28 protein-coding genes are annotated in these 25,099 nt (G+C 40.4%); 18 read left to right on the forward strand and 10 right to left on the reverse strand.

Going from position 1 to position 25,099, the window contains the following annotated elements:
- Positions 1-197 precede the first annotated feature (197 nt).
- From BFP75_RS16660 to BFP75_RS16685, 6 genes are all read left to right on the forward strand, one after another.
- The gene (locus tag BFP75_RS16660) at positions 198-710 is read left to right on the forward strand and encodes an RNA polymerase sigma factor (protein ID WP_099546488.1); all 513 of its coding nucleotides are present in this window, start codon (positions 198-200) and stop codon (positions 708-710) included.
- Entirely contained in the window at positions 697-1,146 is a 450-nt protein-coding gene (locus BFP75_RS16665; RefSeq protein WP_099546489.1) for a hypothetical protein, read from the forward strand. The genes BFP75_RS16660 and BFP75_RS16665 overlap by 14 nt, the downstream gene beginning before the upstream one ends.
- A 72-nt stretch (positions 1,147-1,218) precedes the next feature.
- A complete protein-coding gene (locus BFP75_RS16670) occupies positions 1,219-1,773 on the forward strand; it encodes a DUF4252 domain-containing protein (protein WP_099546530.1) in 555 nt (184 codons plus the stop codon).
- A 32-nt stretch (positions 1,774-1,805) separates the two neighbouring features.
- Complete coding sequence (locus BFP75_RS16675; RefSeq protein ID WP_099546490.1) at positions 1,806-2,351, forward strand: DUF4252 domain-containing protein; 546 nt, start codon at positions 1,806-1,808, stop codon at positions 2,349-2,351.
- A 69-nt stretch (positions 2,352-2,420) separates the two neighbouring features.
- Positions 2,421-2,960, forward strand: a complete 540-nt coding sequence (locus tag BFP75_RS16680; RefSeq protein ID WP_099546491.1) for a DUF4252 domain-containing protein — start codon at positions 2,421-2,423, stop codon at positions 2,958-2,960.
- Positions 2,961-3,116: 156 nt separating this feature from the next.
- Positions 3,117-3,920, forward strand: a complete 804-nt coding sequence (locus tag BFP75_RS16685) for a mechanosensitive ion channel family protein (protein ID WP_099546492.1) — start codon at positions 3,117-3,119, stop codon at positions 3,918-3,920.
- Between the two features lie 34 nt (positions 3,921-3,954).
- Here BFP75_RS16685 and purB read toward each other — a convergent pair whose 3' ends face one another.
- Together purB and BFP75_RS16695 are read right to left on the reverse strand one after the other, a co-directional pair.
- The gene (gene purB / locus BFP75_RS16690) at positions 3,955-5,298 is read right to left on the reverse strand and encodes an adenylosuccinate lyase (RefSeq protein WP_099546493.1); all 1,344 of its coding nucleotides are present in this window, start codon (positions 5,296-5,298) and stop codon (positions 3,955-3,957) included.
- Positions 5,299-5,410: 112 nt separating this feature from the next.
- A complete protein-coding gene (locus tag BFP75_RS16695) occupies positions 5,411-5,971 on the reverse strand; it encodes an adenylosuccinate lyase (protein ID WP_099546494.1) in 561 nt (186 codons plus the stop codon).
- Positions 5,972-6,004: 33 nt separating this feature from the next.
- Between BFP75_RS16695 and BFP75_RS16700 the strand changes: the two genes are divergently transcribed.
- Positions 6,005-6,478 (forward strand): heme-binding domain-containing protein, encoded by a 474-nt coding sequence (locus BFP75_RS16700; protein WP_099546495.1) that lies wholly within the window; start codon positions 6,005-6,007, stop codon positions 6,476-6,478.
- Here BFP75_RS16700 and BFP75_RS16705 read toward each other — a convergent pair.
- On the reverse strand, positions 6,441-7,133 hold the full coding sequence (locus tag BFP75_RS16705) for an SIR2 family NAD-dependent protein deacylase (protein ID WP_099546496.1): 693 nt from the start codon (positions 7,131-7,133) through the stop codon (positions 6,441-6,443). The two genes, BFP75_RS16700 and BFP75_RS16705, sit on opposite strands and share 38 nt — an antisense overlap.
- A 45-nt stretch (positions 7,134-7,178) precedes the next feature.
- Between BFP75_RS16705 and BFP75_RS16710 the strand changes: the two genes are divergently transcribed.
- Positions 7,179-7,835 carry a TrmH family RNA methyltransferase gene (locus tag BFP75_RS16710; RefSeq protein ID WP_099546497.1) on the forward strand — a complete coding sequence of 219 codons (657 nt, stop codon included), beginning with the start codon at positions 7,179-7,181 and terminating at the stop codon, positions 7,833-7,835.
- A 44-nt stretch (positions 7,836-7,879) separates the two neighbouring features.
- Positions 7,880-8,407 carry an SRPBCC family protein gene (locus BFP75_RS16715; protein WP_099546498.1) on the forward strand — a complete coding sequence of 176 codons (528 nt, stop codon included), beginning with the start codon at positions 7,880-7,882 and terminating at the stop codon, positions 8,405-8,407.
- Positions 8,408-8,416: 9 nt separating this feature from the next.
- Here BFP75_RS16715 and BFP75_RS16720 read toward each other — a convergent pair whose 3' ends face one another.
- From BFP75_RS16720 to BFP75_RS16745, 6 genes are all read right to left on the reverse strand, one after another.
- Positions 8,417-9,238 (reverse strand): metallophosphoesterase, encoded by an 822-nt coding sequence (locus BFP75_RS16720; protein WP_099546499.1) that lies wholly within the window; start codon positions 9,236-9,238, stop codon positions 8,417-8,419.
- Positions 9,239-9,272: 34 nt separating this feature from the next.
- Positions 9,273-10,958 carry an alpha-amylase family glycosyl hydrolase gene (locus BFP75_RS16725; RefSeq protein ID WP_099546500.1) on the reverse strand — a complete coding sequence of 562 codons (1,686 nt, stop codon included), beginning with the start codon at positions 10,956-10,958 and terminating at the stop codon, positions 9,273-9,275.
- Between the two features lie 51 nt (positions 10,959-11,009).
- Positions 11,010-11,780, reverse strand: coding sequence for a carboxypeptidase-like regulatory domain-containing protein (locus tag BFP75_RS16730; RefSeq protein ID WP_099546501.1), 771 nt, complete (start codon positions 11,778-11,780; stop codon positions 11,010-11,012).
- Positions 11,781-11,858: 78 nt separating this feature from the next.
- Complete coding sequence (locus BFP75_RS16735; protein WP_099546502.1) at positions 11,859-13,649, reverse strand: DEAD/DEAH box helicase; 1,791 nt, start codon at positions 13,647-13,649, stop codon at positions 11,859-11,861.
- A gap of 161 nt (positions 13,650-13,810) precedes the next feature.
- Positions 13,811-14,455, reverse strand: coding sequence for a DUF4337 domain-containing protein (locus BFP75_RS16740; protein ID WP_099546503.1), 645 nt, complete (start codon positions 14,453-14,455; stop codon positions 13,811-13,813).
- Positions 14,442-15,029, reverse strand: a complete 588-nt coding sequence (locus BFP75_RS16745) for a non-canonical purine NTP diphosphatase (RefSeq protein ID WP_099546504.1) — start codon at positions 15,027-15,029, stop codon at positions 14,442-14,444. Before BFP75_RS16745 ends, BFP75_RS16740 begins: the two co-directional genes overlap by 14 nt.
- A 63-nt stretch (positions 15,030-15,092) precedes the next feature.
- Between BFP75_RS16745 and BFP75_RS16750 the strand changes: the two genes are divergently transcribed.
- The 5 genes from BFP75_RS16750 to serA all read left to right on the forward strand — a co-directional run bounded on the left by BFP75_RS16750 (position 15,093) and on the right by serA (position 19,784).
- Positions 15,093-15,545: a methyltransferase family protein gene (locus BFP75_RS16750; protein ID WP_099546505.1), complete on the forward strand. Its 453-nt coding sequence runs from the start codon at positions 15,093-15,095 to the stop codon at positions 15,543-15,545.
- Positions 15,546-15,635: 90 nt separating this feature from the next.
- A complete protein-coding gene (locus BFP75_RS16755) occupies positions 15,636-16,241 on the forward strand; it encodes a SatD family protein (protein WP_099546506.1) in 606 nt (201 codons plus the stop codon).
- Between the two features lie 2 nt (positions 16,242-16,243).
- Entirely contained in the window at positions 16,244-16,945 is a 702-nt protein-coding gene (locus tag BFP75_RS16760; protein ID WP_099546507.1) for a DUF3307 domain-containing protein, read from the forward strand.
- A 6-nt stretch (positions 16,946-16,951) separates the two neighbouring features.
- Positions 16,952-17,734 carry an alpha/beta fold hydrolase gene (locus BFP75_RS16765; RefSeq protein WP_099546508.1) on the forward strand — a complete coding sequence of 261 codons (783 nt, stop codon included), beginning with the start codon at positions 16,952-16,954 and terminating at the stop codon, positions 17,732-17,734.
- Positions 17,735-17,891: 157 nt separating this feature from the next.
- Complete coding sequence (serA, locus tag BFP75_RS16770; RefSeq protein WP_099546509.1) at positions 17,892-19,784, forward strand: phosphoglycerate dehydrogenase; 1,893 nt, start codon at positions 17,892-17,894, stop codon at positions 19,782-19,784.
- A gap of 15 nt (positions 19,785-19,799) precedes the next feature.
- Here serA and rlmH read toward each other — a convergent pair whose 3' ends face one another.
- Positions 19,800-20,273 (reverse strand): 23S rRNA (pseudouridine(1915)-N(3))-methyltransferase RlmH, encoded by a 474-nt coding sequence (gene rlmH, locus BFP75_RS16775; RefSeq protein ID WP_099546510.1) that lies wholly within the window; start codon positions 20,271-20,273, stop codon positions 19,800-19,802.
- Between the two features lie 61 nt (positions 20,274-20,334).
- On the opposite strand from rlmH, the gene nadC reads away from it, so the two are divergent.
- From nadC to priA, 4 genes are read left to right on the forward strand one after another with little or no spacing between them, the layout of a single operon-like run.
- Positions 20,335-21,192, forward strand: coding sequence for a carboxylating nicotinate-nucleotide diphosphorylase (nadC, locus tag BFP75_RS16780; RefSeq protein WP_099546511.1), 858 nt, complete (start codon positions 20,335-20,337; stop codon positions 21,190-21,192).
- Positions 21,193-22,161 (forward strand): YihY/virulence factor BrkB family protein, encoded by a 969-nt coding sequence (locus BFP75_RS16785; RefSeq protein ID WP_099546512.1) that lies wholly within the window; start codon positions 21,193-21,195, stop codon positions 22,159-22,161.
- Positions 22,158-22,598, forward strand: coding sequence for a DUF2147 domain-containing protein (locus BFP75_RS16790; protein ID WP_099546513.1), 441 nt, complete (start codon positions 22,158-22,160; stop codon positions 22,596-22,598). The genes BFP75_RS16785 and BFP75_RS16790 overlap by 4 nt, the downstream gene beginning before the upstream one ends.
- Positions 22,599-22,603: 5 nt before the next feature.
- On the forward strand, positions 22,604-25,057 hold the full coding sequence (gene priA / locus BFP75_RS16795) for a primosomal protein N' (RefSeq protein WP_099546531.1): 2,454 nt from the start codon (positions 22,604-22,606) through the stop codon (positions 25,055-25,057).
- Positions 25,058-25,099 lie beyond the last annotated feature (42 nt).

The following is a 25,099-nucleotide window of genomic DNA, read 5'->3' on the forward strand; positions in this document are numbered from 1 at the left end:
TTTTTAAAGGCGCAACAATTACTGTACCAAGGATGGTCAAGCAATGGACAAGCACAAAAGCAATTTTTAATATCAGTCTAAAGCCCCTAAATTTACTTACATAGGTGGGAAAAAAAAACTTATTGTAACAAAAATCGTTGAATATCGTCTTCCATATAGAAAGCCTTAACAAGGTATTTTGAACAACGAAACCAAAAATGAAACAAGCTGAATTTTTAAATGTGGTCATGCCCTTTAAGGATAAGTTGTACCGATTGGCAAAGCGCCTCTTGGTATCCAACGAAGAAGCAGAGGATGCCACCCAAGAGATTTTGCTGAAATTATGGTCCAAAAAGAAGTCCATGGAATCCTATAATAATGTAGAGGCATTTGCCATGACCATGACCAAGAATTTTTGTCTGGACCGATTAAAATCGAAACAGGCGAGCAATTTGAAACTGGTGCATAGCAATTATGGGGACGAAGGAAGTTCTTCACTTCAGAAGCAAGTAGAGGCCAGGGATAGTCTGAGTTGGGTAGAGAAAATTATGGATGAGCTCCCGGAGCAACAAAAAATGGTACTACAATTGAGGGACGTGGAACAATATGAATATGAGGAAATAGAGGAGCTTTTGGGAATGAAACCGACCGCAATTCGTGTTGCGCTTTCCAGGGCAAGAAAAACAGTTAGGGAAAAATTAATTCAAAAACATAGTTATGGAATTGGATAAAGTAGAAAATTTATTGGAAAAGTATTTCGACGGTGCCAGTACAGTAGCAGAGGAAGAGTCGCTAAGGGAATATTTTTCAAGGGAGAATATACCGGCACATTTAGAGCAATATGCTCCCATGTTCCAATATTTTACCGTTGCCAAGGAGGAACGTTATACCAAAAAACTTGCGTTGATCCAGAAACCCAAAGGCATGGTACGTAACCTTTACAAATGGGCATCCGTGGCGGCAGTGACCGTTTTCACGATTGGACTTTACTTTTATAATTCCACCTCGGAACCAGTTTCCCTGGCAGATGAATATACACCGGAGGAGATTGCTTCTGCCCAAGAGGCGCTGGCCCTCTTAGCGTTTAACTTTAATAAGGGTACGGAACAGTTGTACCACTTGGAAGAATTTGAAAGGAATACCAATAAATTTTTAACAAAAGAATAGAGATACTCAAATAAACCCAAATTTTAACCTTTTAGGTTAATTCTTAATTAATAAATGATAAAACAAAAAAATATGAAAAAGCTATTATTTATATGTGCCCTTGCCTTAGCGCCCTATGTCACCAGTGCCCAGGATATTTTTGACAAGTACGAGGACAATGATAAAGTGACTTTTGTAGCCATGCAACCCAAAATGTTCCAGATGTTGGGAAAAATGAGCGTAAACTCAGATGACCCGGAAGCTAAGGAATTTTTTGAATTGGTAAATTCCATTACGAGTTTTAAAGTAATCACAACGGACGACCCCGCAATTTCCAAAGATGTGGATAGCTGGGTGGCCAATAGGTTAAAAAGTTCCTCCTTTGAGGAGCTGATGCGCGTACGGGATGGTGATAGTAACGTGAAGTTTTATGTAAAGGAAGGTAAGGATGATGACCACGTAAAGGAGCTTTTGATGTTCGTTACCGGAATGAAGGATATGGATATAGACATCAATGGCAAAAAACTGGAAACGGTATTGCTTTCCTTAACAGGGGACATTAATCTAAAATCGGTATCAAAACTTACCGATAAAATGGACTTGCCAGGTGGAGACCAATTGGGCAAGGCCAGCAAAAAAAGTAATTAATCAAAAATCAATAACAATCAAAAACAACAGTCATGAGAAAATTAACAGTAGTATTATTAGTAGCCGTTTTGCCTTTATTAGGCTTTTCACAGTCCATCTTTGACAAGTATGAGGATATGGATAATGTAGGTTCGGTCATCGTTAACAAGGGAATGATCGATTTGGTTTCCAAAATTGGAGCATTGGATGACGATGCCGAAGCAAGGGAGTTTGTAGAAGTGGCCAAGGGATTGCAGGGCGTAAAGGTCTTCATGACCGAGGATCAAAATGTTTCCTTGGATATGTCCAAAACCGTTAAGCAATATTTAAAGAGTTCTAAACTTGAAGAGTTAATGCGTGTAAAGGACAAGGACGTAAACGTTAAGTTCTACGTGAAAAATGGTAAGAACGAAAACCATGTAACGGAATTGCTTATGTTCGTTTCCGGGATGGAGAATGTTGAAATTGGACACAATGGGCGAAAGCTGGAAACGGTATTGGTAAGTCTTACAGGGGATATCGACCTGAACAAAATAGGTTCCCTTACCAACAAAATGGACCTTCCAAAAGACTTGAAAAAGGCCGGTGGAAGTAAATAAAATAAACGAAAATCAGATAATCACAGGCGGACCATTTTTGGCCCGCCTATACTTCTTAAAGAAAGCCATATGAAACATATTAGAACTACTTTATTTATTCTACTGGTAGTGCTGTTGAGCTCATGTTCTTCTACACAGAGCCTACAGGAATATTATATCGATAATACGGAGAATCCCAATTTTCTACATTTGGATGTGCCAACCAGTATATTAAAGTTGGACGAGGCAAACCTTACGGAATCCCAAAAAACGGCTTTGTCCTCCCTAAAGAAATTAAATATTCTAGCTTTTAAAAAGACCGAAGAAAATACACCGCAATATATTGCGGAAAAGCAACAGGTCAAGGCCATTCTCTCCAATACCATTTATTCTGAGTTGATGAAGATGAATACTGAATTTGGTAGGGCCACTGTCAAGTATTTGGGGGATGATGATGCTATTGACGAGGTAATAATTTATGGTGACAATGACGAAAAGGGATTTGCCCTAATTAGGGTTTTGGGCAACGATATGAATCCTGCCCACTTTGTGCAGCTTTTGCAAGCGGTCCAAAAATCGGATTACAAAGGAGAGGGCCTTGGTGCCCTTGGCGATTTTTTAAAAGGATAAAGGTATCTTTTTATGGAACAAAGTCCCGTCTAGGCTTAGCCTAGACGGGACTTTTCATTTTTAATCCATTGCTTTCCAATAAATTAATTGTGACCTTCTGCGTATATTGGGGTCATAATAGAAGAAGAATATTAACCATTAAACCAGAATACAAGTATGGAAAATTTATCAATGGAAGCTATTATGGGTTATGTAGAGACCTATGGAGTTCCAATTCTCACAGCAATCTTAACGTTCATTATTGGATCTTGGATAATTAAACGAATAATCAAGGCGCTAAGTAAGGTAATGGCCAAAGGTACCTATGATGAATCTCTCCAGAAGTTTCTAATGAATTTAGTCTCCTGGGCACTGAAGATATTTTTAATTCTTTTAGTTATTTCCCAGTTGGGAGTAGATGTTACTACGTTTGCAGCAGTAATTGCAGCCGCCGGTTTAGCCGTTGGTCTTGCGTTACAGGGGTCCTTGTCAAATTTCGCAGGTGGTGTGCTTATCATGATTTTTAAACCTTATAAAATCGGAGATCTAATCGAAGCCCAAGGTGTGTTGGGTTCTGTGAAGGAAATTGAAATATTTACCACTAAACTCATAACTCCTCAAAATAAGTTGGCTATCGTTCCCAATGGGGCTATGGCCAATGGCAATATAATAAATTATACTGCCGAGGGTAAAATGCGTGTCGATACCGTAGTTGGGGTAGATTATGGATCGGACATTAAAAAGACCAAAGAGGTTTTATTGGAAATGTTGAAGGCGAATCCCAAAGTTTTAGAAGAACCCGCGCCATCAGTAAATGTGGAGGAATTGGCAGATAGTTCTGTAAATCTTGCAGTAAGGCCTTATTGCAAACCTGAAGATTATTGGGACGTGTATTTTGGGACTATTGAAGGTACAAAAGAAGCTCTTGATAAAGCCGGAATTGAAATTCCATATCCGCACGAAGTACAGATTAACAAATAACAAAAAAAAAGGGCCGATATCAATCGGCCCTTTTTTATATCCCCGTATAATTACTTGGGGTGATTTGTTTTAACTCCTCTTTAATTCCTGTCGAAACATCCAAAGTATCAATAAAAGAAGCTATGGATGCCTGATTGATCTTTTCATTGGTCCTTGTAAGTCCTTTAAGAGCTTCATAGGGATTTGGATACCCTTCCCTTCTTAGAATGGTCTGTATGGCCTCGGCGACAACGGCCCAATTATTTTCCAGGTCTTGCTCAAATTTCTCCTTGTTCAGCAATAATTTATTAAGACCTTTTAGAGTGGAAAGAAAGGCTATTATCGTATGCGCAAAGGGTACACCTACATTTCTTAGAACGGTACTATCCGTTAAATCACGCTGTAATCTGGATACTGGTAGTTTGGCGGATAAATGTTCAAAAAGTGCATTTGCAATGCCCAGGTTACCTTCGGAGTTCTCAAAGTCAATTGGATTTACTTTATGGGGCATGGCAGAGGAACCTACTTCCCCAGCTTTTATTTTTTGCTTGAAATAATCCATGGAAACGTAGGTCCAAAAGTCTCTGTCCAAATCCAGGATTATGGTATTGATGCGCTTTAAGGTATCGAACAATGCGGCCATATGGTCGTAGTGTTCAATCTGTGTGGTGGGGAAAGAATGATGGAGCCCCAATTTTTCTTGAACGAATTTTTCACCAAATGCTTTCCAGTCTATACTTGGATAGGCAACTTTATGTGCATTGTAATTGCCAGTTGCACCACCAAATTTAGCGGCACTGGGAATATCGTTCATCAAGTTGAACTGTTCCTTGAGTCTCACCACAAAAACCTCAATTTCTTTACCTAAACGGGTAGGGGAGGCAGGTTGGCCATGTGTTCTGGCCAACATGGGAATATCTTTCCATTCTTCGGCCAGGTCTTCCAACTTTTTTAGGACATTGAAATATTCGGGAACGTACACATCGTTCATGGCTTCTTTTATGGAGAGCGGAATAGCGGTGTTGTTTATGTCCTGTGAGGTAAGACCAAAGTGAATAAACTCCTTATATTCAGAGATGCCAAGTTGATCAAAGGCTTTTTTGATGAAATATTCTACCGCTTTAACATCATGGTTGGTGGTTTTTTCAATTTCCTTTATTCCCAACGCATCTTGCTCATTAAAATTTAAATAAATATTCCGAAGTACCGTAAAATTTGATGTATCGAACGATGCAAGCTGTGGCAACGGAATTTCACATAGCGCGATAAAATACTCGATTTCAACCCTGACCCTATATTTGATCAAAGCTTCCTCTGAAAAATAAGGAGCTAAATTTTCTACTTTTTTTCGGTATCGACCATCTATAGGGGAGATGGCATTCAGCACATTCAGGGCCATAATTATGTATCTTAAATGAAAATGGCAAAGATACCGAATAGTACTAGAGTTTAAAACAGTTCTTTCAACTAAAATTAGGGTCTTCATAGCTTTGATTTAGACCCCAGTCTTTTCATATTATTTTTTTAAGGACCATTCTGGCCCTTGCCTGATAAGCGGCACTTTCATTTGAATAATGCTGCTCTAGAACCAATTTCAGTTCGGGGTGGATCCACGGGTATTTTGTGCCCAATAAGTACAAACTGGTCATGGAATAGGCCTTTGCCGCCACTTTGTGTTCTCCTATCAGCCAATCAAAACATGCCGTGGTGACTTTTTCAAGGTGGGCTTCCGTAATTTGCTGTTGCATATAAATAACCTTTTTTGAAAAATATCTTTCCATTAAAAGTTCGCATACCTTGGCGACAGGCCGTACGGCGGAATCCAGTTCAACTTTACCAATGATTTCAGTAAATGAATCGAGATATGGAAGAATAACATTCAGTTTTTTACGCACAACCGCTTCTAAAATCCAACAGGCCTTGCAGGAGATTGGGTCTTTTGTTAGATTTATGATTTCCAATAAGGGCGGTATTAAATCTGGGTTCATGAGAACCTTTTTGGCCATTTCGGTTCGTTTGTCCCGAGTATGGTCAACGTACTGTAAAGATTCGTAAAGCTCTTGTTGGCTCATGGACACAAAAATTATAAATATATTTAACTTCAAATGAAAATCTTAAAAAAAATATTGATAGGCCTTTTGGTGGTTTTCATAGCCATTCAATTCTACAGACCGGAAAAGAATGTTTCGAATGAAAATGATACCGCTGCCTTTATGCAGGAAACGAACCCTCCCGAAGAAGTACGTACCATACTTAAAACTACCTGTTTTGACTGCCATAGCAACAATACGGTGTATCCATGGTATAATAATATCGCACCAATTTCATTTTGGTTGGCCGATCATATTGAGGAGGGAAAATCCGAATTGAATTTTTCCGAATGGGCAACTTATTCGGATAAAAAAAAGGATCATAAGCTAGAGGAGCTTTATGAAGAAACCGAAAAGCGGGCGATGCCGCTGAAGGAATATACCTGGACCCACGAGGAGGCAAGACTTACACAGGCCCAAATTGATGCCGTAGTAAAATGGGCGAAAGACACTAGGTCACTTTATGAATTAGGGAATCAACCAAAGTAGGAACACCTTCTACAGCTGTTTTGGGGATTATCTTGAGATTTTCAATCCGACCTTCTTGAATGGAAGGTCTGGGGTCGATAAAATAAATGTGAGTGCCAACATTGATAAAATTGATGAGGCTAGCTGCCGGATATACCTGCATGGATGTTCCTATAATAATCAAAATATCGGCGTTTTGTGTAATGTTGATGGCCATGTCCAATAGGGGAACCGCTTCCCCAAACCAAACAATGTGGGGTCTAAGCTGATATCCTTCTTCGCAAACATCTCCAAGTAAAATATCGTCCCTTCGTAATACGATATTGGACTCGTTACCTACACTTCTTGCTTTTAAAAGCTCTCCATGTAAATGCAATACATGGGCGCTTCCGGCCCTTTCATGCAGGTCGTCCACATTTTGGGTAACGATTTGTACGTGGTAATGTCCTTCTAATTTTACCAATGCCCTATGGGCGGCATTGGGTTCAACGGTCAATAATTGTCTTCTGCGCTGATTATAAAATTCCAAAACCAGTTCAGGGTTCCTCTCAAATGCTTGTGGAGTGGCCACTTCCATCACATCGTGTCCTTCCCACAATCCATCCGCATCCCTAAAGGTTTTTAATCCACTTTCGGCACTCATTCCGGCACCCGTTAAAACCACAACGTTCTTCATATACTTGCTTTGTTTCAAAAATATAGATTTTATTATCTTGGTTACATGGTAGATATGGAACTTTTAAACTATTTGGAAAATTTTATTTCCGAGGAAAGAAAGCAGCGATTTATATCGATTTTAGAAAGCCGGACGAACTTTATCACGGTGGCAATCGAAGATGTATATCAAATGCACAATACCAGTGCCGTAATTCGCAGTTGTGAATCTTTTGGGGTTCAAAAAGCCCATTTGATAGAGGGTAGGTTTGGTAAGCGTTTGGATAAAAAAATTGCCATGGGGGCACAGCAATGGGTCGATTTACATAGGTATTCCTCCTCTTCCGAGGCCATTTCCACATTAAGAAATCAAGGGTATAAAATCGTAGCGACCAGTCCACATGCAGAAGGTTCACTTTTGAACGATTTTCAAATGGATTCCCCTATTGCAGTGTTCTTTGGCACCGAAAAGGAAGGTCTAAGTAAGGAGGTCATGGATAAAGCCGATATGTTCTTGAAAATACCCATGGTAGGTTTTACCGAAAGTCTTAATATTTCGGTTTCGGCAGCGATAATTCTGCAAGATTTGACAACAAAACTTAGGAACAGCAATTTACCTTGGCGGTTGCCCGAAGAAGAAATTCTTGAAAAACGATTGGATTGGACCAAAAATTCCATAAAGAGTATCGAGGAAATTCTGATAAGATTTAACCTGCAAAAGTAGATTTTTTACTATTTTAGAATATCAACTAACTAATTGATTAACAAATGACTACTTTAATTTATTTCCTGGCCGCCATTATAGTCCTTATCATCTTTCTTGCGGTAATTGCACCAAAAACCTATGATGTTTCAAGAAGTATTGAAATCAATAGTTCGAAAGAAAAAATTTGGCCCTATCTAAAATTTTTGGAAAAACAACGGGAATGGTCACCATGGTCCAAAAAGGACCCAGGTATGGAAACCAAACTTTCCGGAACCGATGGGGAAGTTGGTGCCGTTAGTTATTGGAACGGAAACAAGGAAGTAGGGGAGGGAGAACAGGAAATCACCAAGATAGTGGAGGGAGAAAGAGCCGAAGGTCAGCTGAGATTTTTCAAACCCATGAAATCAGAATCCGATTGTTATCTTGTTCTTGAGGAAAACACCCCTGAAAAGAGTAAGGTTACTTGGGGCTTTAAAGGTAAAAGCGCATTTCCTTTTAGCATAATGCTGCTTTTTATGAGCATGGACAAAATGGTAGGAAAGGACTTTGAAGAGGGACTACAGATGTTAAAGACCAAAATGGAAACCTAGGCACTTTACTTATACAAGGAAAACGGATGCTTCTGCCCGTGCCCAAAACCTAATGGGTAAAATGGTGGTCCCGATTCCTTTCGACACATACATGGGAATATCACCCGTTTTGTACCATCCTTTGAGGTACCTCCCGCTCCCACCGGGTTTATAAAGCTCCTTTCCAAAAAATGTGATCTGACCGCCATGGGTGTGCCCGGACAGGATGCATTTTAAATTGATTTTGAATGATGCGTTTAGCTTTGCAATAGTATCACTGTATTCCGGACAATGGTTCAAAACGATGGTGTCGATATTTTTATCATCGATAGATGAAATGGCATGGACAAAATCTGCATTGCCACCAATAAAATCATCAATTCCCAAAAACTGTAAAGTCCTATCTCTTTTCCTTATCCCAAAACCTTCATTGATTAACAGCATACCGTTATGTTTAGCTATAACTTGTCTAAACCCATCCATGGGTACACGGCCACTGTGTTCCTTGTTACCGTAGATGAAGATTTTTAGTACGGAGTCATCAAAATGGTTTAAATATTCATCCAACAGGTCCAAACGTGTTTTTCTCGTAATGGTGTCTCCCGTAAATAAAATGGCATCTGGTTTTAGTTCATTAACTTTTTCCGCTATGGAGGTAAGACCGGAATGTAGATCTCTAAGATGTAAATCCGAAAGCTGTACCAATTTGATTTTTTCTTCATGGCCATTTGAAAGGTCAAATTCCGTCCAATGGATAATATATTTTTCAAACCAGAACGCATCTAGGGCAAATAGACCACCCAAACCCACTATCGAATTAAATAGCCTCTTTAAAAATGTCCTTCGCTTCATTAAAATCCTTCTACTAACCTTTCTGTTAGGACACTTATTCCCGCAATTCCAAGAGGGAAATGTCGTAGTTGTTGTCCAATACAACCTTGCCGTTTTCTACCGTTACCTCGGTTTGGGAGTAGGCATCGAACAGTTTTGTACCATCCCCAAAAAAACCTTTCACCCAAATGGATTTTTTACCGTCTGGCAAGTCCAGGGCAATGACCACCTTATCCTTTATATCCCCGTTCATATAGGTTCTTCCAAAGGTGTATGGCGATTTGGACAATCTGCGATGTCTACCAGTGCCAACCGCCAAGTGTTCCCTTCTAAATTTTCCAAGTTTTCTCCAATGGTCCAAAATATCTTTGGTCGACTCCTTATCCAAATCTTCCCAGTTCATAAAGGAACGCAACGTGGCATCACCTTGTGTACTGTCTATGACCAAACTCCTTGCCGTTTCATCACCGTAATAAATTTGGGAAGCCCCTGGGGTAAGCAAGAGCACATTGGCTGCTTTTTTAGGTTCCTTTCTATCCTTGTCAAATGGACTTCCGTCGTCATGGGAGGTTAGATAGTTGAGCGCGCTTTTACCCTTTAATTTAGTCCTCAAAAGTCTACTGTATTTTGAAAAAATGGAGTCATATTCCTTGGAGGCATCATTCTTTAATTCAAAATTGATAAGGCTTTTGAAACCATGGTCGAAATAGTCCACTTTTTTGTCGCCAAAATCATACTCCCTGCCTCCTGAAATACCATAGCCATAGACCTCGCCCACCATATAGAAAGGGCTATCATCCAAAACGGCATCGGGGTGTTTTCGTTTCCAGGTTTCAAAGGCATAAGATGCCTCCTTATATAATTCTGCCCATACATTTTCGTTCACATGTTTTACGGTATCTACCCTAAAACCATCTATGCCAAGTTCGTGGACGTAATCGGTCAGCCATTTTATGATATAAAATCTTGGGGACCTTGGATAACCCGTTCTTTCAAAAAACAATTGGAGCTCGTCCAGCTCAGTACTCAATCGTCCCTCTTTTTTCCATTTGGCCAAGAGATGGTCCGGTAATTCCACGGATTCATCGGAAAGTGTTCTTATGTCCGGTAAATTGTTGACCAAAGTACAATTGGTGGTGTTTTCATAATTGGTAAACTCACAGGTAGGTTCCGTAATAACCCATTCATCCGGCCATACGGGGTCTTCTTCCGTAATAGGTCCGGTGTGGTTGACCACTACATCCATTAAAACACGTATACCATGGTCGTGCGCTTTTTTTACCAAATCTGCCAAATCCTTTTTTGTTCCAAAATTGGGATCTAGGGCCGTCCAATCCTTGGCCCAATACCCATGATAGCCATAGGTATTTCCCGTACCTTCATCCGTATCGCCATGAATTTGTTCCACAACCGGGGTAAACCATATGGCGTTTACGCCCAGTTCGTCAAAATACCCTTCCTCTATTTTTTCAGATATACCTTGAATGTCCCCACCCATGAATCCTCTAAGCTTTCCGGTAGGATTGTTCCTATTGAAATTCACGTCATTATCTGGATTTGCATTGTTGAAACGATCGGTCAACAGGAAATAAATATTGGCCCCTTCCCAGGCAAAAGGAAGGTCCTTGTTTAAAACACTGTCCTTTTTAATTATGGGTTCCTTTGCAACTTCTTTTCGATCTACCTTGCATGAGAGACCAAGGAACAACAAAAAAAGTAGGATAAAACTGGAATATTTCATGTGCATTTTGCGTTTGGTTAAAGCTATAAAATGCAGATGGAAGGCTAAAATTTATTTTTTCCTATTTAGGACCTTGAATTCCTCGTAGCAACTACTAATGGCATCCAAGATCTGGAGATCGTTGGCGGTAGTAATAAAGGATTGCGAATAATTGCAATTGTTTAGGATGTCTTGGATATCCATTTTTTCGAGTTGAAGCAGTTCTACCAAGGTTTCCCTATCGAATTTGGAGGCCAACAGGTCCCTAATCTTATCATCCTCCTTCATCTGCCTTAGTTTTCGCATCTGATTGGGCCTCTTGCCGAAAAGGTTTCTGAGTAAATCAGCCGGATTTAAAATGGCGCCCAGAACTTTGGTTACCGCGCTGGGATTTTTATTTCCACCCTCGTATCCTACCGATAGACCGGATATACTATACTGATAGGCATTATTTATGGGAAGGTTTTTGACATCTATTTCCAAATAACCGGTAAGTTGATAGGGCCTAACGATGACCTCCTCTAGGGCATAAGCCAACTCCGTAAGGGCAATCTCCGTGTTCTCAAATTTGAACATATCGTTCGTTACCCTAATTTTTTGGGATTTAAAACCAAGGTAGGAAAAAAACAGGGTGTCATTGACAGCAGCGGAAATGGAGAATTCACCTTTTTCATTGGTAATGGTTCCAACCACCTGATTCAGGTTTACAACGTGTACGCTCTCCATGGGAAGATTTGATTGCGCGTTCTTAACGATAGCTTTTATGGTGCTGGTTTCAGAGTCCTCTTGGGCTAAACCAATCAGGCTAAAAAAACAGAATAGTCCTATAAAAAAAATGCGCATAAACCTGTCTCTTCAAATATGAAAGGTACAAACAAAATTAAAAAATACGCCGAAGCGTATTTTTTAATATACAATTAACTAAAAGAAATCACCTTTTCTTTTTTTACTTCTTCGCTTTCCGGAGTTGGGACTACTGGAACTTCCTCGATCTCTTCCTTTGCCTCGGCCTTTGTCGTCGCCCCTGAAACTATTTTTTCTTTTCCCCTTGTCTTTTCCTCCCTTACTTCGACGGTTGCCACCACCGCCACCGCCACCGCCGGGGTTTTTGGAAACTTCAACATTCACAAAACGGCCATCGACCTTAAATTCGGTAAATGTGCTAAGAATCTGTTCGGTAACCGCCGCTTCCGTATTAAAGAACGAAAAACTTTCCTTTACATCCACTTTATACACATCTTCCTTTCCTAAACCAACCGTATCACGGATGAAGTCCTTTAGGGACATCCAGTCATAACCATCCTTCTCACCAACGTTGATAAAATAACGAACCGAGCCATTACCGTTATCCGAGTAGGAAACCCTACCATCATCATTGGACCTGTCGGAGGATGAATTTAAATCTTTGGTTTTATTATAGTAATTGAAAAACCTGGTGAATTCTACGGAAACAATTTTTTTGATAAGATCTTCACGATCTATTCCTTTTAAAACATCATTGATAGCCGGTAAATAGCTGTCAATCTCAGGGTTTATTTTCGTATCCTTTATTTTATTGGCAAGGTGATATAATTGTATTTCACAAATTTCTATTCCTGTAGGGATATTTTTCTGGATAAAATCCTGTTTTATCTTATTTTCAATGGCCTTTATTTTGCGTAGCTCACTACGTGTGATGATGACCATGGAAATTCCCGATTTTCCAGCTCTGCCCGTCCTGCCACTTCTATGGGTATAGGTCTCTATTTCATCTGGTAATTGATAGTTGATAACATGGGTGATATCATCCACATCGATACCCCTGGCGGCCACATCGGTGGCGACCAACATTTGGATCTGTTTTTTCCTAAAAGCGTTCATGACCAAATCACGCTGATTTTGGCTCAGGTCCCCATGCAAAGCACCGGCGTTGTAACCATCCTCGATCAATTTTTCCGCCACTTTTTGGGTATCCCTTTTGGTGCGGCAGAAAACTACCGAAAATATATCGGGATTGGTATCTGCCAATCTTTTTAAGGCTGGATATCGATCCCTACCGCTTACCACATAATATTCGTGCTGCACGGTGGTCGCGCCAGAGTTTTTTGTGCCCACCGTTATTTCCTGTGGGGAATGCATAAACTTTTTGGCAATGATAGCTACCTCCTTAGGCATGGTTGCAGAGAACAGCCAGGTGGATTTATCGTTGGGTGTATTTGAAAGAATATCCTGAATATCTTCAAAAAAGCCCATGTTGAGCATTTCATCTGCCTCGTCCAGAATGCAATAATCGATTTTTGTGATATCTACTAGACCCCTACTGATCATGTCCTTCATCCTACCTGGGGTGGCCACTACAATTTGGGCACCTCTTTTGATCTGTCTTGCCTGTTCCGTAATACTGGCACCACCATAAATGGCAACTACGCTTATATTCCGTTCGTACTTGGAGTAAAGTTGCAGTTCGTTGGTAATCTGCAAGCAAAGTTCCCTTGTAGGGGAGAGAATCAACCCTTGGGTCGTACGGCTGTTTCCATCAATTTTTTGAATTAGGGGAAACCCAAAAGCAGCGGTTTTTCCTGTACCCGTTTGCGCCAAGGCTACCAGGTCCGTATCACTTTCCAATAAAATGGGGATTGCTTTTTCCTGTACTTCGGATGGGGTTTCAAAACCCAAATCCGCGACAGCATCCAATAAGGACTTATCAAGTCCTAATGCTTCAAATTTTGTCATAATATGTTATATACTTAATCGCAAATAAGAATGCTGCTTAGAGGGATTATCCTATATAACCTATTTAGACTCGGCGCAACAAATGCTATACTAGCGGCGTTATTTAAAGCGGCAAAGGTACTGCTAATTAATGAGATGGTACAATAAATCTTTTTCCCTGTTTATGGTGCCAGACTATATCCGTAAATTGATAGCAAAATGCCAATGATACCGGTAACTATCATACAAAGGATGAAGGTCTTTTGTAGCAGTGGATTGTCATAAATGATAATACAGACAGCACCCAATACGATACTTATTTGGAAGAAAAGCATGCCCAAATCGAATTTTTTGGTGGCAAAGTCGTATTCTTCGGCAAGGGCCTCCCATTCGTTGATGCCAACAATCTTCCCCATTTCCCCGTCCAGGTCTTGGGCCCACGCATCTTTGGGAATGTTTGAAGATCCTACTAAGATTTCCGTTTTTTCGGATTCATACTTTTTTATTTGGTTTTGTACGTTTGTTATTTTGGCTTGTATGCTACCCATTTTTTCTTGTTGTACAACGCCTGTTTCCATCAAGGCCTGTAAATAGTCCAACTCACTCTCTTTAAGACTTTCCTTGATGCTTTTGGACTGGTACCAGCTGGAGTAGTTCACAACTTTGTTATGGGCAATCATCATTTCCTCTTCCAGTTCTCCGTTTATCATTTGGGATATGGCCATCAGGGCCGCAAAAAAGGCAATTAGGACGCCGCCAACGGCTTCCGCTCTTTCTGATGCGACCGAAACTTCAACCGTATCCGTATTTTTTTTAGTTTGTAGCATGGTGTGTGTTTAAATGGGTGATTAGTTTGGAAAAGGCCTTGCCCCGGTGGCCTATTTTGTTCTTTATTTCTAGTGGAAGTTCTGCAAACGTTTCCTTATATCCTTCTGGTCTAAATATGGGGTCGTAGCCAAATCCCTTATCGCCTTTTTTAGAAGTAATTATTTCCCCTGTAACAATGCCTTCAAAAAATAGTGTTTTCCCTGTTAGATTTAAGGAGATTACGGTTTTGAAATGTGCGGAACGATTCTCTTTGTCCGCTAGGTTTTTCAATAGTTTGTCCATATTGGCGTGGGCATCGTTCCGTGTTCCTGCGTATCTTGCGGAATAGACACCCGGCTCGCCGTTGAGAGCGTCCACTAACAGGCCTGTATCATCCGCGAAACAGGGTAAATTGTAGTTTTTGTAAACGTAATCCGACTTCAGTTTTGCATTGCCCTCCAAGGTGTTGGCAGTTTCGGGAATGACTTCGGTAATACCCAAATCGTTCAGTGAAACCAATTCTATACCACTAGGTAGTAATTGTTGTACCTCCCTTACTTTGTTTTGGTTGTGCGTGGCAAAGACAAGTTTCATTTTGGAACTATTTAATCATTTGAATTATGGGGCAATGAGCGTCAAAAATAGTAATTTTATGCAATGGAGTTAAAAGTGCCCCCTGTACTGGTTTTTTTGAGTTTTGCGATTGTGATGTATCTGGTAAGTTTGTTTTTACCAGTGGGCTTTTTTGATTTCTTCGGACGTTTTATTTTGGCAAACATACTACTGTTTTGCGCCGTGCTCATAGGTTTGGTTTCCCTCTTCCAGTTTTTTAGAAATAAGACCACTGTGGATCCCATGCATCCTGAAAAAGTAAACCAACTGGTGACCTCCGGACTTTATAAATATTCCAGAAACCCAATGTACTTGGCCCTGTTGATGGTTTTGCTCGCTTTGGGCCTTTACCTGGGTAATGCCTTCAATACCCTTATTGCCGCCGGTTTTGTTGGGTATATGAATCGGTTTCAGATCATCCCTGAAGAAAGAATTCTCCTGGCACGGTTTGGAAAGGACTTTAAGTCCTACCAAATTGCTACGCGAAGGTGGTTTTAATGGTGTTTGAAATTATCGGAATAATTAATATCCAAAAATATTATCTATTTAGCTTATAAATTAATATATTAGCTTTTTAAATAATACATTATGATAGCGATAATCACTGGAGATATCATAAACTCAGAAGGGCATCATTCTTCTGAATGGGTCGATATCTTAAAAGGATACTTTGCGCGTTTTGGTCCCTCGCCCATGAACTGGGAAATTTATAGGGGGGACGAGTTTCAATTAAAGGTGACCAAGGATAACGCCTTATTAACGGCTATAAGCATAAAGGCCCTCATAAAATCCGTTAAGGATTTGGATGTGCGCATGGGAATTGGAATAGGTCTGGAAACGTATATAGGTTCCGGGGTAAGTGAATCCAACGGTCCGGCCTATCAGCGTTCGGGGCGTAAACTGGAATCCATCAAAGATGGAAAGGTGAACCTCAGTATCGCCACCGGAAATGAATTTTATGACCGCACCCTAAATTTAATGCTCCAATTGTCCTTGGATTTTATGGATGATTGGAGTGTTGTATCGGCAGAGATTATGGCACTGGTCTTGGATAACCAAACGGCATCCCAAAAGGAAATAGCCAAAAAACTGGGCATAAAACAATCTGCGGTAAGCCAAAGATTAAAAAGAGCCCGATTACATTTGGTTATGGACTTGTTGGAGTATTATCAAAAGGTAATAAAGGAAATTTGACCATGCAGCTATTCGTAAAATTGTTATTGGCACATTTTATAGGAGATTTTATACTGCAACCTACCAAGTGGGTCATTCATAAAGAAGCCAACAAAGCAGGCTCCAAATACCTGTATCTGCACGCACTTGTTCATTTTGGTTTATATATGCTCGTGCTTTGGGATATACAAAAGTGGTGGCTTGCCCTTATTTTAACCATTAGCCATCTTTTTATTGATATGGCCAAACTTTATGTAAACCCAATGTTCAAAAACAAAAGCATCCCATTTTTCCTGGATCAAGTTTTGCACCTGGTGGCCATATATATTTGTGTGTATTACCCACAACTGTATGAACACACCTTAAGCCTGATTACCGGGTTGGATTGGCCACTTGTTTTGGCTATCGTATTTGTAACCTCCCCATCGGCGATTATAATGGGCAAGCTCTTGGAAGGTATGTCCACCCAAATAAATACCGACCATAAATCGCTTCCAAATGCCGGTAAATACATTGGCATTATAGAAAGATTGTTCGTTTTGACCTTTATAATTTTAGGGAGGTGGGAAGCTATAGGCCTTTTGATTACGGCAAAATCCGTCTTTAGATTTAATGACCTCAAGGAAAGCAATAGTAGAAAACTGACGGAGTATATTTTAATTGGAACCTTGGTAAGCTTTGGACTGGCTATTTTGACGGGGCTTTTGTACTTAAACATCAAATAGTTCAAAATGAAAAATGCAGCCTTCCTCATTATCATATTTTTTGTCTCTAATTCCTTATTGACCGCACAGAGTAACTATTTCACGTCTTTTGATGGAACCAAGATCAGTTATTCCGATGAAGGTTTTGGGGAGGCCGTACTTTTATTGCATGGATTTTTAAGCTCTGGAAAATCATGGGACAATACCCAGGTAAAAAAAGACTTGTTATCCAAGGGATATAGGGTAGTTATTCCCGATCTAAGGGGCTGCGGGCAATCCGATAAACCCCAGGAGAAAAGGTTTTATCAGCACAATGCTGAGGTACAGGATTTAAAACTCCTGATGGACCATTTAAAAATACAGGACTACGCTGCAATTGGCTATTCTAGAGGGAGTATTATTCTAGCGGAGCTTCTTATGGAAGACGCAAGAATCAGTAAGGCCGTATTAGGGGGAATGGGAATCGATTTTACAAACCCCAATTGGGAAAGGAGAGTGGCCTTCGCGAACGCCTTTAAAGGGGAAGTTGCTGAAATGACCCAAGGAGCGGTAGATTACGCAAAATCGATAGATGCCGATTTTAGGTCACTCCATTTGCAACAAAAGTACCAGCCTTCCACGAGCAAGGCAGCACTTGGAAGAATAAAGACCGAAATTTTGGTGATAGCAGGGGATACCGATTTTGACAATGGAAATCCAGAAGCCCTAAAAATGGTATTTAAAAAATCGGAACTGGTAATAGTTCCGGGTGACCATAATGGTACCTGGAAAACACGGGAATTTTCAGATGAAATACTCAAGTTTTTATAATAGTGCCAGTCCGGCATACAAAGAGGTGTTTTTATAATTAATTCAATCCAGCTTCTTTTTGTTGAAATTTTCATCGGGCTATACAAACGTCCGATTTAATTTTTACTTTTGCCACTTGATTTTGAATACTCCTTTATAGCTTATAAAGCTTCTCAAAATGGTTGCATCGGGTAGAAAATATGTTTTTGATTTTGACAGTACCTTAACGAGGGTCGAGGCACTGGACGTCCTTGCGGAAATGACCTTGGAAGGTAAATCCAATAGGGAAGAAATTGTAAGCGAGATTCAACGGATTACCAATTTGGGCATTGACGGGGATATTTCCTTTACGGAATCCCTGGAGCGCCGTTTAAAGCTTTTGGACGCAAATAAGGAGGATCTTGAAAGACTGGTGGCCGAGTTGCGGCAAAAAATTTCAAAGTCCATAGCGGCCAATAAGGAGTTTTTTGAAAAATATGCCGAGGATATCTATGTGATTTCCTGCGGATTCAAGGAGTTTATAGATCCCATTGTCAAGGAATACAATATACCATCGAACCGGGTGTATGCCAATACCTTTAAGTTTGATGAGCAAGGAAATATCGTTGGGTTCGATGAGAAAAATGTGCTCTCACAACACAACGGAAAAATAGAATGCCTAAAACAAATGGACTTGGACGGTGAAGTCCAGGTCATTGGTGATGGCTATAGTGATTACGTAATGCGGGAAGCTGGCATTGCACATAAATTTTTCGCGTACACGGAAAACGTGCACCGAGAAAAAGCGGCAAGGAATGCGGACCACGTTGCACCTAACTTAGATGAATTTTTATTTGTGAACGATTTGCCAAGAAATATTTCTTACCCAAAGAACAGAATTAAGATCCTTTTATTGGAAAATGTGCATACCAATGCTTTCGATAGCCTTTCAAGCGAAGGGTTTTCGGTAGAACTGTTAAAGCATAGCCTATCGGAGGAAGAACTCATGGAGAAAATTAAGGATGTCCATGTATTGGGTATCCGTTCAAAGACCCAAGTTACACAAAAGGTATTGGACGCCGCCGAAAAGTTATTGGTAGTTGGTGCATTTTGTATCGGCACTACTCAAATAGACTTGGAGTATGCCAAGAAAAAGGGTGTCGTAGTTTTCAATGCCCCTTATAGCAATACACGGTCTGTGGTAGAATTGGCCATTGGAGAAATAATCATGTTAATGCGTAGTGTTTTTGCAAGAAGTGCAGAACTTCACAGGGGGGAATGGCAAAAAACAGCCGCAGGTTCTAGGGAAGTCCGTGGTAAGAACCTAGGTATTGTTGGTTACGGTAATATTGGTAAGCAGCTCTCCGTTTTGGCGGAAGCTATGGGTATGAAAGTGTATTATTACGATGTAAACGACCAATTGGCCTTAGGAAATGCCATTAAATGCAGCACCTTGGAGGATTTGTTGAATGTTTCCGATGTAATCACACTTCACGTAGATGATAACAAGGCCAACAAAAATTTCATCGGGGAACGTGAAATCAACCAGATGAAGAAAGGGGCCATGCTTATAAATCTTTCTAGAGGTTTTGTGGTGGATATCGATGCTTTGGCGGATGGACTTGAAAGTGGTAAAATTGGAGGTGCTGCAGTGGATGTATATCCAGAAGAACCCAGTGGTAATGGTGACTTTAAAACCAGACTTCAAGGCTTTCCAAATGTCATTTTAACCCCCCATGTTGGTGGTAGTACGGAAGAGGCCCAAATGGATATTGCAGACTTTGTACCCAACAAGATCATGGACTACATCAATTCTGGGAATACTGTGGATGCCGTGAACTTTCCAAATATTAGACTTCCAAAACAAAATAACGCACACAGGTTCCTGCATATCCATAAGAACGTTCCCGGTATCATGGCCAAGATCAATAAAGTATTGGCCAAGTACGAGCTCAACATTTCCAGTCAATACCTTTCTACGGATAGTGAAGTGGGCTATGTGATTACCGATTTGGATAAGGAATATAACAAGGATGTTATAAAGGCTTTGAAAAAGGTAGAAAACACCATTAAATTCCGGGTTCTTTATTAAGGTTTTGTTTTTAGACTATTGATGGTGGTACGGTTCGTTCCTTAGTATGGTAAAGGCCCTGTAAAGTTGTTTTATAAAGAATAATCGCACCATTTGATGGGAAAAGGTCATTTTGGAGAGACTTACCTTCCCCAATGCTTTTTTGTGTATTTCTTCGCTGAACCCGTACGGACCGCCTATCAAAAACACTAGCTGCTTTAGACCGGAGTTCATTTTCTTCTGTAAATAATTGGAAAACTCTATTGATGAATGCTGTTTGCCATTTTCATCCAATAGAATCAGCACGTCTGTACTGGAAAGTGATTTAAGAATCAGATCGCCTTCCTTGGTTTTTTGTTGCTCCTCGGATAGACTTTTGGTCTTTTTTAGGTCAGGGATAATTTCCAGTTCAAACTTAATGTAATGGTTTAGACGTTGGTGATAGATGGAAATTAGCTTTTGCAATTCTTTGCTATCTGTTTTTCCTATGGCCAGAAGTTTAATAGTCATATTTCAAAAGTAAATCAATTTCCCAAAATGGATTCGTATTTTAGCAGGAAGCAATAAATATATGATTTCACAAGTGCAGTTCGAAAAGGAGTTGGAAGGTATAATTACCAATGCAATCAAGGAGGATGTGGGCGATGGCGACCATAGTTCCTTGGCATGTATTCCGGCCGATGCCCAAGGCAGGGCTAAATTATTGGTCAAGGACGAAGGGATTATCGCCGGGATAGATTTTGCAAAGATGGTCTTTAAGTATGTGGACATGGACATGGTATTTGAAAAGAATATGGAAGATGGGGCAAAAGTAAAATATGGCGATATTGCCTTTTACGTAGAAGGAAGTTCACGTAGTATATTGATGGCGGAGCGTCTCGTTTTGAATGCGATGCAGCGTATGAGTGCCATTGCCACCAAGACAAGGTCCTTTGTAGATCTATTGGAAGGTACAAAGACCAAAATTCTGGATACCCGAAAAACAACTCCAGGCATTAGGGCTTTGGAGAAGTGGGCGGTTAAAATTGGAGGAGGGGAAAATCATCGTTTCGCTCTCTATGATATGATTATGCTTAAAGACAATCATATTGACTTCGCAGGTGGAATTTCCAAGGCAATTGATAAGACCAAAGCCTATTTGCAGGAGACAGGAAGGGATTTAAAAATAATCGTGGAAGCGCGGGATTTGAATGAAATAAGGGAAATTTTAAAATCGGACGGGGTATACCGCATACTTATAGACAATTTTAATTATGAGGATACTAGGGAAGCGGTACGGCTTATTGGCGATACCTGTCTTACCGAATCCTCCGGGGGAATAACAGAAGCTACGATACGTTCATATGCAGAATGTGGTGTGGATTTTATATCTTCTGGAGCACTTACTCATTCCGTTTACAACATGGACCTTAGTTTAAAAGCCGTCTAGATGTCCTTAGAGGTTGAAGAAAAACTTGAAAAAATTCCCATTATCAATAAGGTAGTACGATTGTTAAAGACAATTAAATTACCGGGACTTGAAGGACTTTCCCTTTACGATCTTTTGGAAATGTATATTAATGGGATAGTACAAGGAGCATTGTCCTCTCGGGCAAGTGCTATTTCCTTTAGTCTTTTTATGGCCCTGTTTCCGCTCTTGATTTTTATGGTAACCCTAGTGCCGTTTTTGGTAGATTACATTAGTATCCAAAATGAAAATTTTGAATTGCAGTTTCAACTTTTTTTGGAGTCTTTTTTACCAAATGCCACAGGAGATTATTTTGGGGATATTTTCAGGCAAATAAAAGATCAGAAGCGAGGCGGCCTGCTTTCCTCCTCTTTTTTACTTTCCATTTTCTTGGTGGCCAATGGGGTGAATTCCATTTTTGGAGGCTTTGAGACGAGCTACCACATTGAACTTAAACGAAATTTTTTCAGGCAGTATCTTTATGCCCTAATGGTGGGGCTCATTCTGGCCATACTCATCATAGTAGGTTTTGTGGCCTATATTTATTTTGAGTTTTATGTGCTGGGATATTTGACGGAATTCGCCGCAAGGCAGGGAGGTTACGTTTTGGATGAAGATGAAATTATAGGGGTACAAATTGCAAAAGTGCTGTTTTTTATAGTACTATCGTATTTTACCACGGCAATTCTGTACTATTTTGGGACTAGGGAGGGTAAACAGGCACGATTTTTTTCAATTGGGGCATTGGTTACCACGGTTTTGTTTTTATTGACGTCCTATCTCTTCGGAATTTATGTGGAAAAATTTGCAAGATATAATGAACTCTATGGTGCCTTGGGGGGATTATTGATTTTAATGGTCTACATATGGTTAAATTCCAATATCTTGCTCCTTGGGTTTGAGCTGAATGCATCGCTTAATTCCTTACGTAAAATAAGCAAGAAAGAATGATACAATTGAGAGTTGTACTAGTATTCCTATTTTTTTTGAGCGGTGTTCATTTATTGACGGCCCAGACCGTGTTTGGAAAATGGAAAACTATCGATGACCGAACGGGAAAACCTAAGGGAATCATCAATATATATAAGAAGGACGGACAAATGTACGGTTATGTAGAAAAAATTCTGGAGGAGGGAAAAGAAGATATGGTCTGTATTAAATGCGAAGGAGATCTAAAGGACGAGCCCATTGTGGGCATGGAAATAATAAAGGAAGGGGAGCGGCATCATGACGGGGAATGGAAGGGAAAACACCTTTTTGATCCGGAGCAAGCCATGACGTTCCGCTTTAGAATTTGGCTGAATCCAGATAATAAAGATGAATTAAAGGTCCGTGGGTATTTGGCGTTTTTATACCGGACCCAAACGTGGATCAGGGTGGAAGGATAATTTTTATGGAGTATTTTGTCAACGTCATACTTCCCATTCCCCTGGAGCGGCAATTCACTTACAGCGTTACTCCAGATGAAGCGGATTTTTTAACTCCGGGTATGCGTGTGGCTGTTCCGTTCGGAAAGTCAAAAATATATACGGCCCTCGTTCTTACTATACACAATGTCCCACCAAATGCGTACGAGGCCAAGGAAATAGACCAGATTTTGGATGAAGTTCCCTTGGTCAATCATCTACAACTTAGGCATTGGGAATGGATCGCTAATTACTACATGTGTTCCCTAGGAGAGGTAATGCGCAGTGCTTTACCTTCTGCATTTTTGCTGGAAAGCGAGACCTTAATTATAAGAAACGATTCTACCCATGTAGAAGAATCCCAATTAAAGGATGATGAGTTTTTGGTTTTTGAGGCATTGCAGCATCAATCTACCTTGAAGGTCCATGAAGTATCGGCAATAGTGGAACGTAAAAATGTGCTTCCGGTATTAAACCGACTTTTGGATAAAAACATCATTTATTTAAAGGAAGAAATATACGAACAGTACAAGCCCAAACTTGTTAAGTATGTAAAGTTGGGTAAAGACTATTTGTCCGATGACGCCTTGGAAGCTTTACTGGAAACCCTTTCAAGGGCCCCAAAACAAAGTCAGGTGGTACTTTCCTTTTTCCAATTACAGGGAAATAGCAAAAAACCGATTTCCATAACGGATTTGGAAAAGTACAGCAATGCCTCAAAAGCGGTCATCGGTTCTTTGGTAGATAAGGGAATCTTGGAGGAAGATCATATTCGAATGGACCGTGTCCGTTTTGAGGGGGAAGAAAATTCTGAGGTAAAAAGTCTGAATGTATATCAATTACAGGCCTTGGCCAATATCAAAAGATCTTTTGAAGAAGATAAGGTAACCTTGTTGAAGGGGGTTACATCATCGGGTAAAACGGAAGTGTACGTGCAATTGATCAGTGAATATCTTGGGAAGGGCAAACAGATACTGTATTTACTGCCCGAAATCGCACTCACCACCCAGTTGATTTCCAGGTTACAGGATTATTTTGGTGAACGTATTTCGGTGTTTCATTCCAAATACAACATTCAGGAGCGGGTAGAGGTATGGAACAACGTATTAAAAGGGGCTGAAAAAGCTCAAATTGTGATCGGGGCGCGATCATCCTTGTTTTTGCCGTTTGACAATTTGGGATTGATTATCGTGGATGAGGAACACGAGGGGTCCTTCAAGCAATTTGATCCTGCTCCGCGATATCATGCGAGGGATGCGGCCATTGTTCTTGCAAACCTGCACAAGGCCAATATTCTTTTGGGTTCTGCCACGCCCAGTATTGAAAGTTATTATAATGCAAAGCTGGGAAAATATGGCTACGCCGAAATAAACAGGCGTTTTGGTAATGTGCTCATGCCCGATATGGAATTGGTTGATTTTAAGGAGGCGCTTCGCAAAAAAAGGGTTAAAGGCCATTTTTCCGAACGATTATTGGAGGAAATTGAAAAAAGCCTGGGTAATGGTGAGCAAATCATACTTTTTCAAAACAGAAGGGGCTTTGCCCCGGTTCTAGAGTGTCTAACTTGTGGCCATACGCCCCAATGCTCCAATTGTGACGTTACCTTGACCTACCATCAATATAAAAACCAACTTCGATGTCACTACTGCAGTTACCATACCGCCCTACCGGAAAGCTGTGCCGCCTGCGGTAGTCCGGAACTGGATACTAAGGGATTTGGTACGGAACAAGTGGAGGAAGAGGTGAAAAAGCTTTTTCCCGAAGCCAAGGTAGGAAGAATGGATTTGGATACCACCCGAGGCAAACATGCGTATGAAAAGATCATCACTTCATTTGAACAACAAGAGCTGGACATATTGGTGGGCACCCAAATGCTAACAAAGGGGCTGGATTTTAGGAACGTAAGTTTGGTAGGGGTTATGAACGCTGATTCACTTCTTAATTTCCCGGATTATCGTGCGCATGAACGAACGTTCCAAATGTTGACCCAGGTATCGGGTAGGGCAGGGCGTACCCAGAAAAGGGGAAAGGTCATCATTCAAACCTATAATCCGTATCATCAAATCCTGAAACAAGTGACCACGGGAGACTATGAAACCATGTTCACCGAACAGATATATGAAAGGGAGCAGTATAAGTATCCGCCTTTAAATCGGATTATAAAAATAACCTTTAAACACAAAAATTATAATACGCTCAATGAGGCAGCCGAGTGGTTTAGCGGGGCCCTGAAAACTCATTTTGGAGGAACGGTATTGGGTCCTGAATTTCCGTCGATCTCCAGAATACGAAATCAGTATTTGAAGAATATACTAATCAAGATCGATAAAAGTGAATCGTTGGGCAAAACCAAAAAAAATATCAAAAGAATTGAGAAAACATTCAAATCCGTGAGCTTATTTAGAAGCGTACGTGTAATCTACAATGTGGACCACATATAAAAAAACCGCCTTTTGGGCGGTTTAATCAATGTATTCTTATTT

The sequence above is a fragment of the Maribacter sp. 4G9 genome, assembly GCF_002742265.1.
Classification (GTDB): Bacteria; Bacteroidota; Bacteroidia; order Flavobacteriales; family Flavobacteriaceae; genus Maribacter.